We start from the raw sequence: 17550 nt of genomic DNA on the forward strand, positions 1-17550 counted from the left end.
CGGTCCGCAAACACGCTCTCCCGCATCCTGAGAGCAGTGCCCTATGGCCACGCTGCTCGCGCTTGCGATCATCCTCTGCCTCATCGCCGCGGCCTGGCGTGATCTCGCGGTGCGGCGTATCCCGAACGGCCTCGCCGCCGTAGTCGCTGTCGCCGGAGCCGCGCTTCGCACGCTCGAGGGGCCGGCAGCGTTCGCCGCGACCGCCGCAACGTCGGCGCTTCTCTTCGCCGCCCTTTTCCTCCTGTTCGCCCGCGGCTGGCTCGGCGGGGGCGATGTCAAGCTCGCCACCCCCGTCGCACTCGGCCTTCCGCCGGAGGCCGTCTGGCCGTTCATCGTCCTCACGGCGCTCGCCGGCGGCGTTCTCTCGGCAGTCTACCTTCTCGCGATCCGTGCGAGGCCGCGGCAGCCCTCACCGCAAGGCCGAGGCCGCTCCGTGCTTCGGCGCGTTCTGGCTGCTGAGTGTTGGCGGGTCAGGCGTCGCGGGCCTTTACCGTATGGTATCGCATTGTGTGCGAGTGGTGTGCTGCTGATCGCAAACGGCCAGCTGCAGGGTTGACCGACGGCCATTTGCATCGTCCTGATCGGTCTGATCGTCCTCTCCGCGACGGCGCTTGCGATCATCGGCGCGCGAATGATCTTTCCTCCCCGCACCGTTGTCACCGTCGTCGAGCCGTCCGCTCCGACCGCTGCACCGGCCGCCACGACGGTCAGGGTGCTCGTGGCCGCCCGTCCTCTCCCGGCCGGAACGCTTCTCCGCGGCGAGGACATCGCGGTTCGCGAGCTTGCGGAGGCCGACGCGGCCGAGGGATTGATCCGTGACAGCGCCGAGACGCGCACGGAACTCGGGGGCGCTCTGGTCCGCCGCTTCCTCGACAAGGGTGAACCGCTCGTGCTCGGCGACGTTCTTCGGCCGCGCGACCGCGGCTTCCTCGCCGCCGTGCTGATGCCGAACCGGAGGGCGATCACGGTCGGCGTCGATGCTGTCACGGGCGCGGCGGGCCTGATCTGGCCTGGAGACCGCGTGGATCTCTTGCTGACGCAGACGCTCGATGAGCGCGTGGCGGTGCTGTCGCGACGTGTCGTCGGCGAAACGGTGCTGCACGATGTCCGGGTCATCGCGGTCGACCAGCAGCTGACCCAGGGCGCGGCGGGTGCGAGCGCGAGCCCTGACGGCAGGGTCGCCCGCACCGTCACGCTCGAGGTTACCCCGGAGGAGGCGGAGCGTGTGGCGGTCGCCGCGCAGCTCGGCCGGCTGTCGCTGACGATCCGCTCCATGGCCATCGAGACGGCCGATCCGCCCCCGGCGCGTCGTTCGGTGTTCGGAGGCGACGTCTCACCCGCCTTGGCACAGACGGATCCGGCAGATCGGCCCGTCGGCGCGAGGCTTCGGATCATCCAGGGTGACGACCGCCAGGACATCGTCTTCCCATGACGCGCGCCGCGCTCCGTCGCCTCTGTTTCCCGTTGGCGCTCGCGGTGGCGGTGCTCGCCGCCGGCCTCTGCCTTCCTGTCGCGGCGGAGGCGCAGACCCGGCAAGCCGTCTCGGTCGAGCTCGGCGGCGGACAGCTCGTGACCCTGCCGCGCGCCGCATCCACCGTTTTCGCCGCCGATCCGCGCGTGGCCCGCGTTCAGGCGGCCTCTCCCACCACGCTGTTCATCTCCGGCGTCGGGCGCGGGCGAACCGTGGTGGTCGCGACCGCGGCGGATGGCAGCGAGATCGCAACCTACGAGGTGACCGTCGGCGGTCCCGCCGGCGCGGCGGCAGCAGCGGCCGCTGGTGGTAGCCCGCGCGCAGCTGCGGCAACCGCCGCGGCCATCGAGGCGGCAATCCGAGCGGCCATCCCGCGCGCCTCCGTCTCGGCACGTCGCGTCCCCGGCGGCATCGTGCTCGCGGGCGAGGTGCCGACACCGGCGGACGCTCAGCTCGCCCTTGGGATCGCGCGCAACGGCTTGGGCGAGAACGAGCGCGTGTTCGACCAGCTGCGTACGCAGAGCGTGATGCAGGTGAATCTGCGCGTGCGCGTCGCCGAGGTCTCACGCGTCGTCACGCGCGAACTCGGCTTCAACTGGCAGGTGCTCGGGAGTTCCGGAAACTTCGCCTTCGGGCTGGTCACGGGAGGGCTTGCCGGTAGCGAGATCGGCCGGCCGATCAGCGGCACCGTCAACGGCCTTCTCGGCGCCGGCTACAGCGGCGGCTCCTGGGACGTCAATCTGCTGATCGATGCGCTTGCGCAGGATCAGCTGATCTCGATCCTCGCCGAGCCGAACCTCGTGGCCCAAAGCGGCGAGACCGCCTCGTTCCTCGCAGGCGGCGAGTTCCCCGTTCCGGTCGCGTCACAGAATGACCGGGTGACGGTCGAGTTCAAGCAGTTCGGCGTCTCGCTCGCCTTCGTTCCCACCGTACTCGACAATGGCCGGATAAGCCTCCGCGTCCGCCCCGAGGTCAGCGAGCTGACGAATGACGGCGCGATCAGGCTGCCGCTTGCGGGTGGCGTCGTCGAGATCCCGGCGCTCCGCGTCCGCCGCGCCGAGACGACGGTCGAGCTCGGCAGCGGGCAGTCCTTCGCGATCGCGGGGCTGCTTCAGGACGGCTCGCGCATGACCGGCGCTGGTCTGCCCTATCTCAGCGAGCTTCCCGTGATCGGCGCCCTGTTCCGCTCTGACCGGTTCCGACGTAACGAGACCGAGCTCGTCATCATCATCATCACGCCCTATCTCGTCCAGCCCGTCTCCGACCCGCGTGCGCTGCGGCTGCCGACAGACGGGTTCAAGCCGGCGAACGACATCGAGCGGATCCTGCTCAACCGGCAGCGGGCACGCACGGCGCCGCCGCCGCGCGTTCCCGGCCAGGCCGGATTCATTCTGGAGTGAGCGTCATGCGGCGATGGCGGAGCGGTCCTCTCTTGGCGGTGCTGCTGGTCGCCGGCTGCGCCGGTCTCTCGGATCCGTTCGAACGCCCTGGCACCTGGACGGTGCGGGGGGTGAACGAGTCGAACCTCAGGGCGATGATCGTGAACCCGGCCGATCTCGAGCGCGGCGAGGGCGACCCGCGCGGCCGGTCGCGTCAGGCTGCGGGCGCGATCGAACGGCTCGAGGACGACGCGGTGAAGCCTCTTCCGGAGGTGCGCACCTCGCCGGCTTTCGGGCGCGGCGCGTCGGGGGGCGGCGGTGCACAGAACTGAAAGCGCAGCCGCGGCGGAGGAGAACGAGGCATCGGCCGGGCGGCCAGCCTCGCCCAACCGCCCCTTCGCCGTTGCCTACACGGCCGATTCGGCATCGGAGGCCGCGCTCCGCGCCGGCCTGTCCGAAGTCCCGAGCGGTATCGTGTTCCGTCGCGGCACGATCCAGGCGGCAATCCGCGACCTTTCGCGCAGCCCCACGCCGCAGGTGTTGATCGTCGACGTCTCCGGGGCGAGCGATCCCCTCGTCGCGCTCGATGATCTCGCCAATGTCTGCGAGCCGGATGTGAAGGTTCTTGTCACCGGCGATCGCACCGATGTGGGCTTCTACCGGGAGATCACCCGCAGCCTCGGCGTCGTCGAATATCTCTCCAAGCCGCTGACGCGCGACGGCGTCGCCCGGCTCTTCCTTCCCGTGCTCAAGGGACGGCTTCCCGCAGGCGGCCAGCAGCCGGGCGGCCGCGTCATCACCGTCACGGCCGCCCATGGCGGAGCGGGTGCGACGACGGTTGCGACCAACCTCGCGATCCTGCTCGCGGAGATCTCGCGCGGCTATGTCGCGCTCGTCGATCTCAATCTCCAGGATGGCGCTGCCGCCCTTGCCCTCGGCGTTGCCCCAGGTGCGGGTCTGCGCGTCGCGCTCGAGGATCCCGCGCGTGTGGACGCGCTGTTCCTCGACCGCACGGCGGTGACAGTCAACGAGCGGCTTCGGCTGCTTGCGGCGGACGAGGCGCTCGAGGAAGCGCCCGAGCCGACGCTCGAGGGGGTCGCGCGGCTGATGACCCTGTTGCGGCGTCGGTTCAATTACGTGGTCCTCGACATGCCCAACCCCGCCGGGCCGGCGCTGCGGTCGATCTACGCTCTCGCGCAAACCAGGCTGCTCGTGGTGACGCCCGATCTTCTGTCGCTGCGCGGTGCGAAGCGATTCCGCGGCATGCTGGCTGCGACGGCCGGCGACGACCGCGCGATCCCGCTGCTCAACCATGCCGGAATGCCAGGCGCGCTGACGCCGGCGCTCATCGAGCAGGGGCTCGGCGAGAAGCCTGCGCTCTCGCTGCCACATCTGCCGAAGCCGCTGCTCGCTGCCGCCAATCTCGGTGTGGCGGCGGTGACGCGCAGCAAGGCCTTCCGCTTGGCCATGCTGGAGGTCACGCGGGAGGTGTCGGGGCAGCGCCTCGGGAAAGAGGGGTGGCTTGCGCGCCTGATGCGCCGATGAGCGGGTTCGGTCGCCGCTGCCCAGCATCTGGCTCCTCGGCCGTGCCCCTGCCGGCGGTGGACGGGGTAGCTCCGCAGGCCGAAGCGCCCGTCGCGAAGCCTCCGCGCGAGGCGCAGGGCCGCGATGTGGCGACGATGCGGCTGTGGTCGCTCGTGCTCGAGCAGGTCGATCCTGCGGTCGCTGCGGAGATGCCTGTCGCCGAGTTGCGCGACCAGCTCGAGCGGCTCATCCACCAACTCGCCGACACGCATCGGATCGAGCTCACGGCGCGGGAGCAGGCCGCGCTCGCCCGCGACATCGCCGACGACATGGTGGGCCTTGGTCCGCTCGAGCCGCTGCTTGCGGACGAGAGTGTCACCGACATCATGGTCAACGGCCACGACAACATCTACGTGGAGCGGGCGGGGCGTCTCGAGCGCGTCACCGTCCGCTTCCGCGACGCCGCGCATGCCACCGCGGTGGCCCAGAAGATCGCCGCCGCCGTCGGACGCCGGGTCGACGAATCAAGCCCGATGGTCGATGCGCGCCTCGCCGACGGAAGCCGCGTCAACATCATCCTGCCGCCGCTTGCGCTCGACGGACCCTGCATCTCGATCCGCAAGTTCGCGCGCCGGCGGATCGACTTCGCGCGGATGGTGGAGCTCGGATCGCTCAACGCGCCGCTCGCGCGCCTGCTCGAGATCGCGGCGCGGTGCCGGCTGAACATCCTGATCTCGGGTGGCACCGGCTCTGGCAAGACGACGCTTCTGAACGCCATGAGCCGGATGATCGACCACGGTGAGCGGATCGTCACGATCGAGGACGCGGCTGAGCTGCAGCTGCAGCAGCCGCATGTCGTCCGGCTCGAGACCAGGCCGCCCAACCTCGAGGGCCGCGGCGAGATCACGCAGCGCGATCTCGTCCGCAACGCGCTTCGCATGCGCCCCGATCGGATCATCCTCGGCGAGGTGCGCGGCGCCGAGGCCTTCGACATGCTGCAGGCGATGAACACGGGCCATGACGGCTCGCTCGGCACGCTGCACGCGAACACCACCCGCGATGCGCTGACCCGCCTCGAGAACATGGTTCAGATGGGCAATCTCGGCCTGCCTGTGAAGGCGATCCGCACTCAGATCGCCTCCGCCCTCGACCTGATCGTCCAGGTCGAGCGGATGCGCGACGGCGTGCGTCGGGTGGTTCAGCTGAGCGAGGTCAGGGGCCTCGAGGGGGACGTGATCACGATGAACGATCTCGTCACCTTCGAGTTCGACGGCGAGGACGCGCGCGGCCGGATCCAGGGCGTCTGGCGCGCCGCAAGCATCAAGCCGGGCTTCTCCGAAAGGCTTGCCTATTTCGGGCTCGAGCATGCGTGGTCGCAGGCGGTGGCCGCCTTCGGCGGAGGGTGAACATGCTCGGGCTGAGCCCTGCCGCCCTCGCACTCCTCCTGCTCTCCCTCGTGATCGTCCTATCGCTCGCGCTTCTGATCATCGACGGGCGGCAGCGACGGATGGAGCGACGGCTCGCCGATGCGGCGCGCGCCGCACGCGGCGAGCCCCAGCAGCCGAAGCCTCAGCGCAGCATCCGGCTCGCCGAACGCCCGGGCGGCGGGCGGCTTGCCTGGCTCACGCGCTTGATCGCGCTCGATCTCGGCCGGCCGCAGGAGCATCCGGCGCCGTGGCCGATCGTGATCCTTGGTGCGCTGGCTGGGGGCGCACTCGCGTCCGTCTTTTTCGGCGTCCTGTTCGGTCCTGCCGCCGCCCTGCCGCTCGGCATCGCCGCGGCGGTGCTGCTTGCGCGCGCCGCGTTCTTGCGCGGAACCTCCCGCTATCGCGACCAGCTGTTCGTGCAGCTTCCGGATGCGCTCGGGATGGTGGTGCGGGCGCTCAAGGCCGGCATTCCGGTCAACGAGGCGATCCGGACGATCGCACGCGAGAGCCCCGAGCCGACGCGGCGGGAGTTCGCCCAGGTCGCCGCGGAGCAGGCGATCGGCGTTCCTCTCGAGACGAGCCTGCTCGGCCTCTATCAGCGCACGAGCTTGCGCGAATACGGGTTCTTCGCGGTGACGATCGCGCTGCAGCAGCAGACCGGCGGCAGCCTGACCGAGACGCTCGACAATCTCGCCAACGTGGTGCGCAAGCGCGTGCAGATCGCGGCGCGCGGCCGTGCACTTGCTGGCCAAGCGCGCGCCTCGGCGACGATCCTCACCGCCATTCCCTTCGTCGCGCTCGCCGCGCTTGCGGTGCTGAACCCGCGCTACATCGCCTTCTACGTCACCCACGAGAAGGGTCCGTTCATCGCCGCGCTGGCGCTGGCGCTGCTCGGCACCGGCATCCTGGTGATGCAGCTGATGATCCGCAGGAGCCTCGCGCTTCGATGACCCGGCTTGCGGAGCTTGCCGACCCGATCGTCATCAGGGCGGTTCTCACGCTTGGCCTCGCCGTGGTCGTTCTCGTCGTGGCCGCTGCCTGGCTGTCCGCGAGGCATGGCATCGAGCGCAGGCTCTCGGGGAGGATCGCCGCCCTCGGCGCGGTGGGATCGGCCACGGCTGCGCGTCGAACCCGCCGCCCTGATGCGATCGCGGTGCTGCGGGCAATCGGGGAGGCGCTCGGGCGCACGGCGCTGATCTCGCCGCGCGACCGGCGCGAGCTTGAACGCTCGGTCGCCGCCGCCGGGCTGAAGCCTGGCTCGGTCGTTCCGGTAGTGATCGGCCTTAAGCTCGTGCTGCTGGTCGCGGTGCCGACGGCGCTGTGGAGCGTCACCGTCCTGCGCGGCATTGCTGGCGTGCAGCAGATCGCGATCGTTGCGGTCGGGGTGATGGTCGGGCTTCTCGGGCCGAACTGGGTGCTCGGCTGGATGCATGCCCGCCACATCAGGCAGATCCGCACCGGTCTGCCCGACACGCTTGACCTGATGGTGATCTGTGCCGAGGCGGGGCTCGGGCTCGAGAGCATGGTGGAGCGCGTGGCGAGCGAGATGGCGCCCTCGAATGGCCCGATCGCGGCCGAGTTCGCCCTGCTCTCGAGCGAGCTTCGCCTTCTGTCGGACCGCCGCCAGGCGCTTCTCAACCTCGGCCAGCGCACGGACGTGGACGGTCTGCGCAGGCTTGCGACGACGCTTGCGCAGACCATCCAGTACGGCACGCCGCTCGGCCAGGCGCTTCGGACGCTCGCCTCCGAGATGCGGCAGGAGCGCCTGACGGCGTTCGAGGAGCGCGCGGCGAAGCTGCCCGCCCTGCTCGTCCTGCCGCTGACGCTGTTCATCCTGCCCTGCCTCGTGCTGCTGCTCGCCGGCCCGTCCTTCGTGCAGCTCTTCGGGTCGTTCAAGTCGTGAGGAGGCACCCGATGCGAAGCCTGATCCTCTGCCTCGCCGCCCTGCTGCTCGCCCCAGGCTGCAGCCTGCTCGGCGGCCGAGGCGGCGAAGGCCCGACCACCGCGAACCGCCTCCGCCTTGCCGCGGTCGCCGAGGCGAACAACAACCGCGAGGTCGCGCTCACGATCTACCGAAACGCCGCGGCCGCTGACCCGGACAATCCCGAGGTCGTCGAGCGATATGCGCGCGCGCTCGCCGACCAGGGGGCCGCCGTCGAGGCGCTGCGCGTCGTCGAGGAGGCGCTCGGGCGCAAGCCGGGCGAGCGCCGGCTCGTGCTCGCGCTCGGCAGGACCTATCTGCGTCTCGGCGACACGGCGAACGCCAAGGCGACGTTCGAGCGGCAGCTGGCCCGAACCCCGCGCGACCCGGATGCGCTGAACGGCCTCGGCGTCGCCGCTGACCTCGAAGGAGACCACGCGGCGGCGCAGCGATGGTATCGCGAAGCGCTCGCTGCCGCACCGAAGCATGTCGGGGTGCGGAACAATCTCGCGCTCTCGCTCGCCCTCTCCGGCGCCACAGAGGAGGCGCGGCAGCTCCTGCGCACGCTTCGCGCCGAAGGGAACGTGACGGTTCGTGTACGCCACAATCTCGGGCTTGTCTCCGCGATCGCCGGCGACACGGCGACGGCAAGACAGTTGTACGCGCCTGAGCTCACCAGCGATGAGCTCGACACGATCATCCGCGTCGCTGCGTCGCTCAGGGAGGGGCGGTGATGGGTGCGCTTCGGCGCTGCTCCGCCGACCGCCGCCGCGCATCGCCGGCAGGCAGGGCGGTTCAAGTGCGAGGATGAGGCGGATGCGCGCCGAAGGGGCGACAAGGCGATGCGGTCCGACCACGACAATGTGAGCGGGTTCCTTCCCGAGGAGACGACCGGGGCGCCGCCGAGGCACGCGGGCCGCACCGACCGGCTGTGGCTGCTCGCCTTCGCCAACGATTCGCGGTCGGACCAGATCCTGCGGGAGGTGCTTCTCGCCGCGGGCCCCGATCGTGCCGAGGTGCGCCGCGGCGACGTGGCGGCCGCCACACGGCTGCTCGCCCATGCCCCAACGCCATCGATCCTGATTGTCGACATCGCCGGGGTGGAGGCGCCGCTCGTTGCGCTCGACGATCTCGCCCGTGTCTGCGAGCCCGATGTGAAGGTGCTCGTGATCGGCGACCGTGACGAGGTGGATTTCTACCGTGACCTGACGCGGACGCTCGGCGTGACGGAGTATCTAGCAAAGCCGCTCACCCGCGAGCTGGTCGCCTCCTATTTCCTGCCGCATGTGACCGAAGAGAGGCGAGCCGCGCCGGCGCAGCGCGGCGGGCGGCTGGTGATGGTCACCGGCGCCCGCGGCGGCGTCGGAGCGTCGACGATCGCGGCCAACCTCGCGGTCCACCTCGCTTCCGAGGGCAGGCGGCATGTCGCGTTGCTCGATCTCGATCTCCATCGCGGGTCGATCGCTCTCCTGCTCGGCAGCCAGCCCTCGGCCGGGCTGCGGCTTGCACTCGAGACACCTGAGGTGATCGACCACCTCTTCCTCGACCGGATCTCCGCGCCGGTCGGCGACCGGCTTCGGATTTTTGCCTCCAAGGAGCCGATCGATTCGCCGCTCGCACCGCGGCCGGCTGCCGTCGGGAAGCTGCTTGAGCTGTTGCGAGAGCGGTTCAACCATGTCGTCGTCGATGTGCCTGCGGCGTGCACGCCCATGCTCCAGGCGGTTCTCGGCCAGACGCATCAGCGGGTGTTCGTGACCGCGCCGGACCTTCCGAATGTTCGTGACCTCTTGCGCCTGCACGCGGTCGCGCCTGCGCCGGTGCAGACGGGGCGCCCGCTCGTCGTCGTCAACCAGTGCGGCAGGCCAGGCGCTCTCTCGGCCGAGGCGCTGAAGCGGGCTCTCGGCTTCGCGCCCGACATCGCCGTGCCGCACCTGCCGCGCCAAGTCACGGCGGCGGCGACCCTCGGTGTGCCGGTGCTCTCCCGCTCACGACCGTTCCGGGAGGCCATCAGGGCGCTCGCCGAGGAGATCGTGCCGGGGCGACCCGCTCCGCCCGCGCGCGGGCTGATCGCTCGGCTGTTGCGACGCTGACGGCAATCGGGCCGCCGCCGGCACCGTGGCTGCAGGGGCCTCGCCTTCCGCCGGGCCGCGTGCGAGTGGTTCCTTCCGAACGGTCTCGCGCTCATGACGAAGCGCAACCGAACGCCGCCGAGGCGACGATCCAGGCCAGACGGCCGCGGCGAGCAGCGAATCCAGTCGGAAGATCGGCTGCCGCGGCCGGGTCGTCAGGGGGCGGTGGTCGCCTCGTGCGGCTGCCAGTGGCGCAGCACAGCGGCCCGCGCCTTCTGGAACGTCGTGTTCTCGCGGATCAGCGTGGGCTGGCCGCTGCGTGCCCAGCGAAGCGCGAACTCGCGCAGTTCCTCGTCGGCGAGCGTCGTCGCGACGAGATCATTGTAGAGGGCGGTCAGCACCTCTGGCGGCGCCTCCTCGTCCTCTCCGCCGGTGACCTGGGAGGCGACGGCGCGCGCAAACGCGATCGCGTCCAGGATCGCGGCCGCCTCCTCCTGCGAGTAGTCGTGCAGGTCGCGGCAGGGAGGGGCAGGGACCACCCGAGCCTCCATCAGCGCCTCGACCTGGTCGTCGGTCGCAGACCCCGGCTTGCCGATCCGCGGCATCTGCGGCCAGGGCGGTTCGGCTGTTGCGCCCTCGGCGTCAGGCGGCGGCGCCAGGGCCGACAGACCGCTACGGCGCCCGAACCAGCGCCAGGGCATCGCGAGGAGCGCAGCGAGGGAGGCGAGCCAAACAACGAGGCTCCCGAGCCAGCGCACCAGGGTCATCGCGTCTTATTCCCCGTCGGTCGCGGACCCTCGGCCGTCGCGTCCAGGCCGCGTCAGCACCAGCAACGAACAGGGCCACGGCGATGGCCATAGCCCGGTTGCGAATTCCTGTGGCTGCTTCGGAGCGGCCATCGCGCCGTGCCGCGACGCGGAGCGGGGCGTCAGAAGCCCTCGCGCTCGAGCCGCTTGCGCTCCAGCTTGCGTGCCCGTCGGATCGCCTCGGCGCGCTCGCGGGCGCGGCGTTCGGACGGCTTCTCGTAGTGCCGGCGCAACTTCATCTCGCGGAAGATTCCCTCCCGCTGCATCTTCTTCTTGAGCGCCTTCAGCGCCTGATCGACATTGTTGTCGCGAACCAGAACCTGCACGTGCCGGTAACCCTCCATCAGCTTGCGCTTCCCTGCCCGGGATGGGCTCGTTCCGTGGGCGCATGAACGGAAACGCGCCTCAGGAGGCCCAAGGCGCGGTTCTCGGTAAATAGCACAGCCCGCCTGCCTGGGCAAAGAGGGCTGTTGTGCGGCGCGGGCACCCTCCATATCAGAGGCGCGCGATTGCGCCGCGCGGGGGAGACGACGCAGGGACACGCGATGGCCATCCTGAAGATCGCCCGCATGGGCAACCCGATTCTCCTGCAGACCGCCGAGCCGGTGCCGGACCCGACAGCGCCGGAGATACGCCGACTCGTCGCCGACATGGTGGAGACGCTGCTCGACGCCGATGCGGCGGGGCTCGCCGCCCCCCAGGTGCATGTTCCGCTTCGGCTCTTCGTCTTTCGCGTCCGTCCGGAACGTGTCACGGCGCTTGCCGAGGATACGCCCACAGGGCCCGGTGTCGTCGCCCTGATCAACCCGGTGGTCGAACCCGCAGGCGAACGGATCGTGGTCGAGTGGGAGGGGTGCCTCTCGATCCCGGGGCTCAGGGGGGCAGTTCCGCGGCTCGAGCGCATTCGCTACCGCGGCGTGACACCCTCAGGCGAGCCGGTTGACGCCACCGTGTCCGGCTTCCACGCCCGCGTCGTTCAGCACGAGATGGACCATCTCGACGGCATCCTCTACCCGATGCGGATGGAGGACTTCGCCCTGTTCGGCTTCATCGAGGAACTGACGCGCGCCGCGGCCGCTTCCGTGCACGCCCCGCGCGAGGGAGGACGCGATGGCTGAGATCGAGCGCAGCCTCGAGCGTGACCAGGCGGTGCTCGCCACCCTGCCGCACGTGCCGCTCGATGGCTGGACGCGGCGGGCGCTGCGCGCCGGCTTGCGCGACTGCGGCCTCGACCCCCGCGACCTCGACTTGCTCTTTCCCCAGGGTCCTGTCGAGGCGATCGAGGTCTGGTGCGACCTCGCCGACCGGCGGATGGCCGAGGCGCTCGCCGCGGAGGACCTCGCGGCGATGAAGATCCGCGCCCGCGTCGCCCGCGCGGTGATGCTTCGGCTCGGCGCTGTGCGCGGGCACAAGGAGGCGGTCAGCCGCGCGGTGGCGCTGCTCACCCTGCCGCAGAATGCTCCGGCAGCGGCGCGCACCGCCTTCCGCACCGTGGACACGATCTGGCGCGCGATCGGCGACCGATCCTCCGACTTCTCCTGGTACACCAAGCGCGCCTCGCTCGGCGCCATCTACGGCGCCACACTGCTCTACTGGCTGAACGATGACAGCGAGGATGACGCGCGCACGGCCGCCTTCCTCGATCGCCGCATCGAGGCGCTGATGCTGATCCCGAAGGTTCAGGGGCGGCTGCGCGCGCTCGGCGAACGCCTGCCCGACCCGTTCGCGCTCCTGCGCCGCCTCCGGCCCGCCGGGTGAGCGGTGCCGCGCGTCGCCATACGCCACCGGACGGAGTATCGCTACGCCGCTCCGGTGAGCTTCGGTGACCACAGGCTGATGACGCGGCCGCGCGACAGCCATGATCTGAGGCTCATCGAGGCGACGCTCTCCTTCAGCCCGCACGCGACCTTGCGCTGGAAGCACGACGTGTTCGGCAACTCGGTGGCTGTGGCGTCCTTCGCCGAGGCGGCGGACACGCTCCTGATCGAGAGCCGGATCGTGCTCGACCACTTCCCCCGAGAGCCGGCCGACCTCGCCGCCATGGTCGAGCCCTATGCGGAAACGATCCCCTTCGCCTATGCGCCCGAGGAGGTGCCTGATCTCGGCCGCATGGCCGAGCGCCACTTCCCCGACCCTGACCACGCCGTCGATCTCTGGGCGAAGAAGTTCCTCTCGACCGAGGGCCCGACGCGGACGGCCGATCTGCTCGTCGCGATGACGCACGCGATCAAGAGCGACTTCACCTACGAGGCGCGCGACGAGGAGGGAACCCGGCCGCCGACCGAGACGCTCGCGCTCAGCCGCGGCGCCTGCCGCGACTTCGCTCTCCTGATGATGGAGGCGTGCCGGTCGCTCGGCCTCGCCGCGCGGTTCGTCTCAGGCTACCTCTACGATGCCGCGCTCGCCGAGAGCGACACGCCTGTGGTCGGCGGCGGGGCGACGCATGCCTGGGTGGATGTGTACGTCCCGGGAGCCGGCTGGGTGGAGTTCGACCCGACCAACGGCCTGATCGGCGGGCGAAACCTCGTGCGCGTGGCGGTGGCGCGTCAACCCGCGCAGGCGATCCCGATCAGCGGCTCCTTCATCGGCCGGCCGGATGACTTCCTCGGCCTCTCGGTAGAGGTGACGGTCGAGGTGGGGCAGGGCGGAGCGACGCCGCCGCCCGCGCCGGAGCCGGCGGCGGTCGAGACAGCCTGAGCGATCAGCCGGTTTCGAGCGGCGCGAAGGCTTGCGCGATCACGTCGTCGTCGGGCAGCCCGCCGCGCGGGAAAAGGCGGGTGACGTGGCCCATCTTCCGGCCCGGCCTCGCTTCCGCCTTGCCGTAATGGTGGGGGATCAGCCCTGGCGTCGCGAGCAGCGCCGGCAGGGCCTCGATCTCGTCCCCGATCAGGTTCTTCATCAGCGCATCGCTGTGGCGGGAGGGGTCGCCGAGCGGCAGGCCGGCCACCGCGCGGATCTGCTGTTCGAACTGGCTCACCGCGCAGGCCTCGATCGTCCAGTGGCCGGAGTTGTGCGGCCGTGGCGCGATCTCGTTGGCGAGCACGCGGCCCGAGCGGGTGACGAAGAACTCGACGCATAGCAGGCCCACGAGCCCGATCGCCTCGGCCACGCGCCGCGCTGCCGCCTGCGCCGCCTCGGCCACGGTCGCGGGCACACGCGCCGGAGCGATGGTGAGGTCGAGGATGTGGTTTCGGTGGCGGTTCTCCACCGTGTCGTAGGCGGCGATCCGGCCGTCACGGTCACGCGCGACCACGACACTGATCTCGCAGGCGAAATCGACGAACGCCTCGGCGATCAGCGGGCGGAAGCCTCCGTCCGCCCCAGCGAGCCGGGCAAGGGCGGGGCCGAGCGCGTCGGGGCTGCGAAGTGTGGCCTGACCCTTGCCGTCATAGCCGAGCCGTGTGGTCTTCAGCACGCAAGGCAAGCCGACCTTGGCGACGGCCGCCTCCGCCTGCCCGGGCGAGGCCACCGGAGCCCAGGCGCCGACGGCGACGCCTGCGCCTTCGAGGAAGGTCTTCTCGGCGATCCTGTCCTGGCAGATCCGCAGAACCGCGGGGGAGGGGGCAACGGGAACCCGCGCGGCCATCCGCTCGAGCGCCTCCCCTGGCACGTTCTCGAACTCGACCGTCACGACATCGACCGCGCCCGCGAAGCGCTCGAGCGCATCCTTGTCCGACCAATCCGCCACGGTGGCGCCGGCAGAGACCTGGGCGGCCGGGCTGTCCGGCTCTGGCGTGAAGATGTGGACGCGGAAGCCGAGCCGGGCGGCTGCGATCGCCGCCATGCGGCCGAGCTGGCCTCCGCCCATGATGCCGATGGTCGCCCCCGGCGAGAGGGGGCGGGTGAGCGCGTGCATCGCCCTCAGCCGTCCTCGACCGTCTCGGGAACCGCGGCGGTCTGCGCCGCGCGGAAGGCGGCGAGCCGCTCGGCGAGAGCCGGGTCGGAGAGGGCGAGGATCGACGCGGCCAGCAAGGCGGCGTTGATCGCCCCCGCCCGGCCGATCGCAAGCGTGCCGACGGGCACGCCGCCGGGCATCTGCACAATCGAAAGAAGGCTGTCCAAACCCTTGAGAGTGTGGGATTCGACCGGAACGCCAAGAACCGGAAGGGTGGTCATCGACGCGGCCATGCCGGGCAGGTGCGCCGCCCCACCCGCGCCGGCGATGATCACCTTGAGCCCTCTGGCCGCCGCACCGGAGGCATAGGCATAAAGACGATCGGGTGTGCGATGCGCGGAGACGACACGCGCCTCGTGCGGCACCGACAGCCGCGTCAGCGTCTCGGCCGCCTCGCGCAGCGTTGGCCAGTCCGAGCGGCTTCCCATGATGATCCCGACGACCGGGCGCTCCGTCATGGCGCAAGCGTCACGCGATGATGTTCGGGATCAGCCGATCCTCGATCCAGGCGATCTCGTCCTTCAGCTTGAGCTTGCGCTTCTTCAGCCGCGCGAGGTGGATCTGGTCGGCCATCGCGTCCTGGGAGAGGCGCGCGATCACCGTGTCGAGGTCGCGATGCTCCGACCGGAGCGTGTTCAGCCGCGCGATCAGCGCGTCACGGTCCTCGTCCATCATGGCCGGGGCGGTTCGGTCCTCTGCATCGGCGCGTCCATAGCACGGCGTTGCCGTGGCGTAACGCGTGACCCTGTACCTATGCTCGCGGCTCTGGAAAAGAGGGACGACTCGGGTGGAGGGCATGCAGCACGCGGGCATGAGGCGGATCGGGGTGATGACGACGGGCGGCGACTGCGCGGGGCTGAACGCGGCCATACGCGCCGTGGTGCGTCGTGCGGTCGGGCATCACGGCCTCGAGGTGATCGGGATCCACCAGGGGACGATGGGGCTTCTCGAGGATCCGCCCCGGGCCGAGCCGCTGACCCTCGCGATGGCGGATGCGGGGCTGTTGCGCGCCGGCGGCACCATCCTCGGCAGCGTCAACCGGGGCACCCCCTTCTCCTTTCCCCTGCCCGACGGCGGGGTGACGGACCTTTCGGCGAAGATCCACGCCGGGGTGGCGAAGCTCGGGCTCGATGCGATCATCGGCATCGGCGGCGACGGCTCGATGCGGATCATGCACCGGCTGATGCAGACGGGGCATTTCCCTTTCGTCGGCATCCCCAAGACGATCGACAACGACCTCGGCGCCACGGAATACGCGATCGGCCACCACACCGCCGTCGAGGTGGCGATGGAGGCGCTCGATCGGCTTCAGCCGACAGCGGCGAGCCACAACCGAATCATGGTGCTCGAGGTGATGGGGCGCGATGCCGGCCACATCGCCCTCGCCGCCGGGATCGCTGGCGGGGCCGACGTGATCCTCATCCCCGAGATCCCCTGGCGCATGGCCCCTGTCGCCGCCGCGATCCGGGCGCTGCGGGAGCGGGGTCGGAACTTCGCCCTCGTGGTGGTGGCGGAGGCGGTGCGCACGGCAGAAGGGGAGACCGTTTTCGCCGGGCCCTCTGCGCCCGGGGCGATGCCGCGGCTCGGCGGCGTGGGGGCGCGGATCGCCAACGCTCTCGAGAAGGCGACCGGGGCAGAGGCGCGGGTGACCGTTCTCGGCCATGTGCAGCGGGGCGGCTCGCCCGGGGCGCTCGACCGGATCGTCGCCTCCTCGATGGGGGTGCACGCGGTCGACCTTGCCGTCGCGGGCCGGTTCGGCCGGATCGTCGTCTGGGCGGAGGGGCGGGTCGGCGATGCCCCGGTCGACCAGGCGGCCGGTGCGGCACGGCCGGTCGATCCTGAGGGCGACATGGTCAGGGTGGCGCGGGGCTTGGGGATCTGCCTGGGCGACCGCTGAGCCGTGCAGCCACTTTCGGGCGGTTGTCTGAAGACAAGATGACCACCCGAAAAGATTGTGATGGCAGCCGCACCCCCGCGGCGGCTAGCATGGTTGGCACGGAAGGAGGCGCCGCGAGCGGCGCTTCGCCGGGCAGCGGCCATCATCCACACTGGGGAGGTCTGCATGAGCCTTCAGAGCCGGCTTGTCACGCTAAGTGAGCGCCACGCGGCGCTCGAGCTGCGCATCGCCGAGGAGGGAGGGCGCCCGCGCCCGAACGAGACGGCGCTCGCCGCCCTCAAGCGCGAGAAGCTTCGCCTGAAGGAGGAGATGGAGCGATTGAAGCGGACCCGCCCCGCCTCCTGACGCGCGGACCCACGCTCTGGCCCGGCTCCGCGTGAGCCGCTCCGGCCGAGGGCAGGGGCGTTGCCTGTTGGCCGGCCGTCAGGCGGCGGAGGTGCCGGTGTCTGCCGGAGCCTGCGCCACCGGCCTGCCTTCCCGCTCCGCTCGCTCGATCGCTGCCTGGATCTCACGGTTCAGGTCGGTCTGGCTGCACAGACCGAGGATCACCGGGTCGCGCGGCTTGATGTTGGCGCTGTTCCAGTGGGTCTTGTCACGCACCTTGGCGATCGTCTCCTTGGTGGTGCCGAGCAGCCGGCTGATCTGCTGGTCCGACAGCATCGGGCAGTTCCGCAACAGCCAGGCGATCGCATCCGGCCGGTCGTTGCGCTTCGAGACGGGCGTGTAGCGTGCGCCCTTTCCCTTGGGCTTGGGCAGAACCACCGCGCTCTCGGCGAGCCGCAACCGGGCCGTCGGATCGGCCTCGCAGCGGGCGATCTCCTCGCGCGTGAGCTGGCCCGAGGCGATCGGGTCGAGGCCGACAATGCCGACCGCCACTTCGCCATCGGCGATCGCCTGGATCTCGAGCGGGTGCATGCCGACGAAGTCCGCGATCTGCTCGAAGGAGAGCGCGGTCTTCTCGATCAGCCACACGGCGGTGGCCTTGGGCATCAGGGGCAGCGTCATTCTCGGGACCTCTCGTGCCTCGCTTCGGGTCCGCGCGTCAGGCGCTCCCGGGAGCGGTCTCGCGGGCACCATAGGCCGCGCGGGCTTCCGGTCAACGGCGTTTCATGCACCGATATGGGGTGAGATTCGGTGCGCCGCCAGGGCAGGGCCAGGAGG

21 protein-coding genes are annotated in these 17550 nt (G+C 70.7%); 15 read left to right on the top strand and 6 right to left on the bottom strand.

Features of this window, described 5'->3' with window-relative positions; genetic code table 11:
• Positions 1–43: 43 nt before the first annotated feature.
• Genes KO353_RS14810 through KO353_RS14855 form a run of 10 tightly spaced genes read left to right on the top strand, consistent with a single transcriptional unit; the run spans position 44 to position 9812 of the window.
• Positions 44–556, top strand: a complete 513-nt coding sequence (locus tag KO353_RS14810; protein ID WP_218285549.1) for an A24 family peptidase — start codon at positions 44–46, stop codon at positions 554–556.
• Between the two features lie 33 nt (positions 557–589).
• On the top strand, positions 590–1432 hold the full coding sequence (gene cpaB, locus KO353_RS14815) for a Flp pilus assembly protein CpaB (protein WP_268906240.1): 843 nt from the start codon (positions 590–592) through the stop codon (positions 1430–1432).
• On the top strand, positions 1429–2871 hold the full coding sequence (locus tag KO353_RS14820) for a type II and III secretion system protein family protein (RefSeq protein ID WP_218285550.1): 1443 nt from the start codon (positions 1429–1431) through the stop codon (positions 2869–2871). Before cpaB ends, KO353_RS14820 begins: the two co-directional genes overlap by 4 nt.
• A gap of 32 nt (positions 2872–2903) precedes the next feature.
• Positions 2904–3182: a hypothetical protein gene (locus KO353_RS14825; protein WP_218285551.1), complete on the top strand. Its 279-nt coding sequence runs from the start codon at positions 2904–2906 to the stop codon at positions 3180–3182.
• Positions 3169–4395: an AAA family ATPase gene (locus tag KO353_RS14830; RefSeq protein ID WP_218285552.1), complete on the top strand. Its 1227-nt coding sequence runs from the start codon at positions 3169–3171 to the stop codon at positions 4393–4395. Before KO353_RS14825 ends, KO353_RS14830 begins: the two co-directional genes overlap by 14 nt.
• Positions 4392–5780, top strand: coding sequence for a CpaF family protein (locus KO353_RS14835; protein ID WP_218285553.1), 1389 nt, complete (start codon positions 4392–4394; stop codon positions 5778–5780). The genes KO353_RS14830 and KO353_RS14835 overlap by 4 nt, the downstream gene beginning before the upstream one ends.
• A gap of 2 nt (positions 5781–5782) precedes the next feature.
• Positions 5783–6751 (top strand): type II secretion system F family protein, encoded by a 969-nt coding sequence (locus KO353_RS14840; protein ID WP_218285554.1) that lies wholly within the window; start codon positions 5783–5785, stop codon positions 6749–6751.
• A complete protein-coding gene (locus tag KO353_RS14845; protein WP_218285555.1) occupies positions 6748–7704 on the top strand; it encodes a type II secretion system F family protein in 957 nt (318 codons plus the stop codon). Before KO353_RS14840 ends, KO353_RS14845 begins: the two co-directional genes overlap by 4 nt.
• An 11-nt stretch (positions 7705–7715) precedes the next feature.
• Entirely contained in the window at positions 7716–8456 is a 741-nt protein-coding gene (locus KO353_RS14850) for a tetratricopeptide repeat protein (RefSeq protein WP_218285556.1), read from the top strand.
• Positions 8457–8459: 3 nt separating this feature from the next.
• Positions 8460–9812: an AAA family ATPase gene (locus KO353_RS14855; RefSeq protein ID WP_218285557.1), complete on the top strand. Its 1353-nt coding sequence runs from the start codon at positions 8460–8462 to the stop codon at positions 9810–9812.
• A gap of 194 nt (positions 9813–10006) precedes the next feature.
• Here the strand turns inward: KO353_RS14855 and KO353_RS14860 are convergent, their stop codons facing one another.
• Positions 10007–10558 carry a hypothetical protein gene (locus tag KO353_RS14860; RefSeq protein ID WP_218285558.1) on the bottom strand — a complete coding sequence of 184 codons (552 nt, stop codon included), beginning with the start codon at positions 10556–10558 and terminating at the stop codon, positions 10007–10009.
• A gap of 161 nt (positions 10559–10719) precedes the next feature.
• On the bottom strand, positions 10720–10923 hold the full coding sequence (gene rpsU / locus KO353_RS14865; protein ID WP_218287417.1) for a 30S ribosomal protein S21: 204 nt from the start codon (positions 10921–10923) through the stop codon (positions 10720–10722).
• A 219-nt stretch (positions 10924–11142) separates the two neighbouring features.
• On the opposite strand from rpsU, the gene def reads away from it, so the two are divergent.
• Genes def through KO353_RS14880 form a run of 3 tightly spaced genes read left to right on the top strand, consistent with a single transcriptional unit; the run spans position 11143 to position 13294 of the window.
• A complete protein-coding gene (gene def, locus KO353_RS14870) occupies positions 11143–11715 on the top strand; it encodes a peptide deformylase (protein ID WP_218285559.1) in 573 nt (190 codons plus the stop codon).
• On the top strand, positions 11708–12355 hold the full coding sequence (locus tag KO353_RS14875) for a COQ9 family protein (protein WP_218285560.1): 648 nt from the start codon (positions 11708–11710) through the stop codon (positions 12353–12355). Before def ends, KO353_RS14875 begins: the two co-directional genes overlap by 8 nt.
• A 3-nt stretch (positions 12356–12358) precedes the next feature.
• Entirely contained in the window at positions 12359–13294 is a 936-nt protein-coding gene (locus KO353_RS14880; protein WP_218285561.1) for a transglutaminase family protein, read from the top strand.
• A gap of 4 nt (positions 13295–13298) precedes the next feature.
• On the opposite strand, the gene KO353_RS14885 is transcribed toward KO353_RS14880, so the two are convergent.
• The 3 genes from KO353_RS14885 to KO353_RS14895 are packed head-to-tail and all read right to left on the bottom strand — an operon-like array spanning position 13299 to position 15164.
• On the bottom strand, positions 13299–14453 hold the full coding sequence (locus KO353_RS14885; protein ID WP_218285562.1) for a 5-(carboxyamino)imidazole ribonucleotide synthase: 1155 nt from the start codon (positions 14451–14453) through the stop codon (positions 13299–13301).
• A gap of 5 nt (positions 14454–14458) precedes the next feature.
• Positions 14459–14950: a 5-(carboxyamino)imidazole ribonucleotide mutase gene (gene purE / locus KO353_RS14890; protein ID WP_235691907.1), complete on the bottom strand. Its 492-nt coding sequence runs from the start codon at positions 14948–14950 to the stop codon at positions 14459–14461.
• 10 nt (positions 14951–14960) lie between these two features.
• Entirely contained in the window at positions 14961–15164 is a 204-nt protein-coding gene (locus KO353_RS14895) for a YdcH family protein (protein WP_218287419.1), read from the bottom strand.
• 139 nt (positions 15165–15303) lie between these two features.
• Between KO353_RS14895 and KO353_RS14900 the strand changes: the two genes are divergently transcribed.
• Positions 15304–16389: an ATP-dependent 6-phosphofructokinase gene (locus KO353_RS14900; RefSeq protein WP_235691909.1), complete on the top strand. Its 1086-nt coding sequence runs from the start codon at positions 15304–15306 to the stop codon at positions 16387–16389.
• 165 nt (positions 16390–16554) lie between these two features.
• Positions 16555–16734, top strand: a complete 180-nt coding sequence (locus KO353_RS14905) for a YdcH family protein (protein WP_218285564.1) — start codon at positions 16555–16557, stop codon at positions 16732–16734.
• 78 nt (positions 16735–16812) lie between these two features.
• Here KO353_RS14905 and KO353_RS14910 read toward each other — a convergent pair whose 3' ends face one another.
• Positions 16813–17394 carry a DUF1013 domain-containing protein gene (locus KO353_RS14910; protein WP_218285565.1) on the bottom strand — a complete coding sequence of 194 codons (582 nt, stop codon included), beginning with the start codon at positions 17392–17394 and terminating at the stop codon, positions 16813–16815.
• Positions 17395–17550 lie beyond the last annotated feature (156 nt).

Source organism: Elioraea tepida (assembly GCF_019203965.1).
Classification (GTDB): domain Bacteria; phylum Pseudomonadota; class Alphaproteobacteria; order Acetobacterales; family Acetobacteraceae; genus Elioraea_A; species Elioraea_A tepida.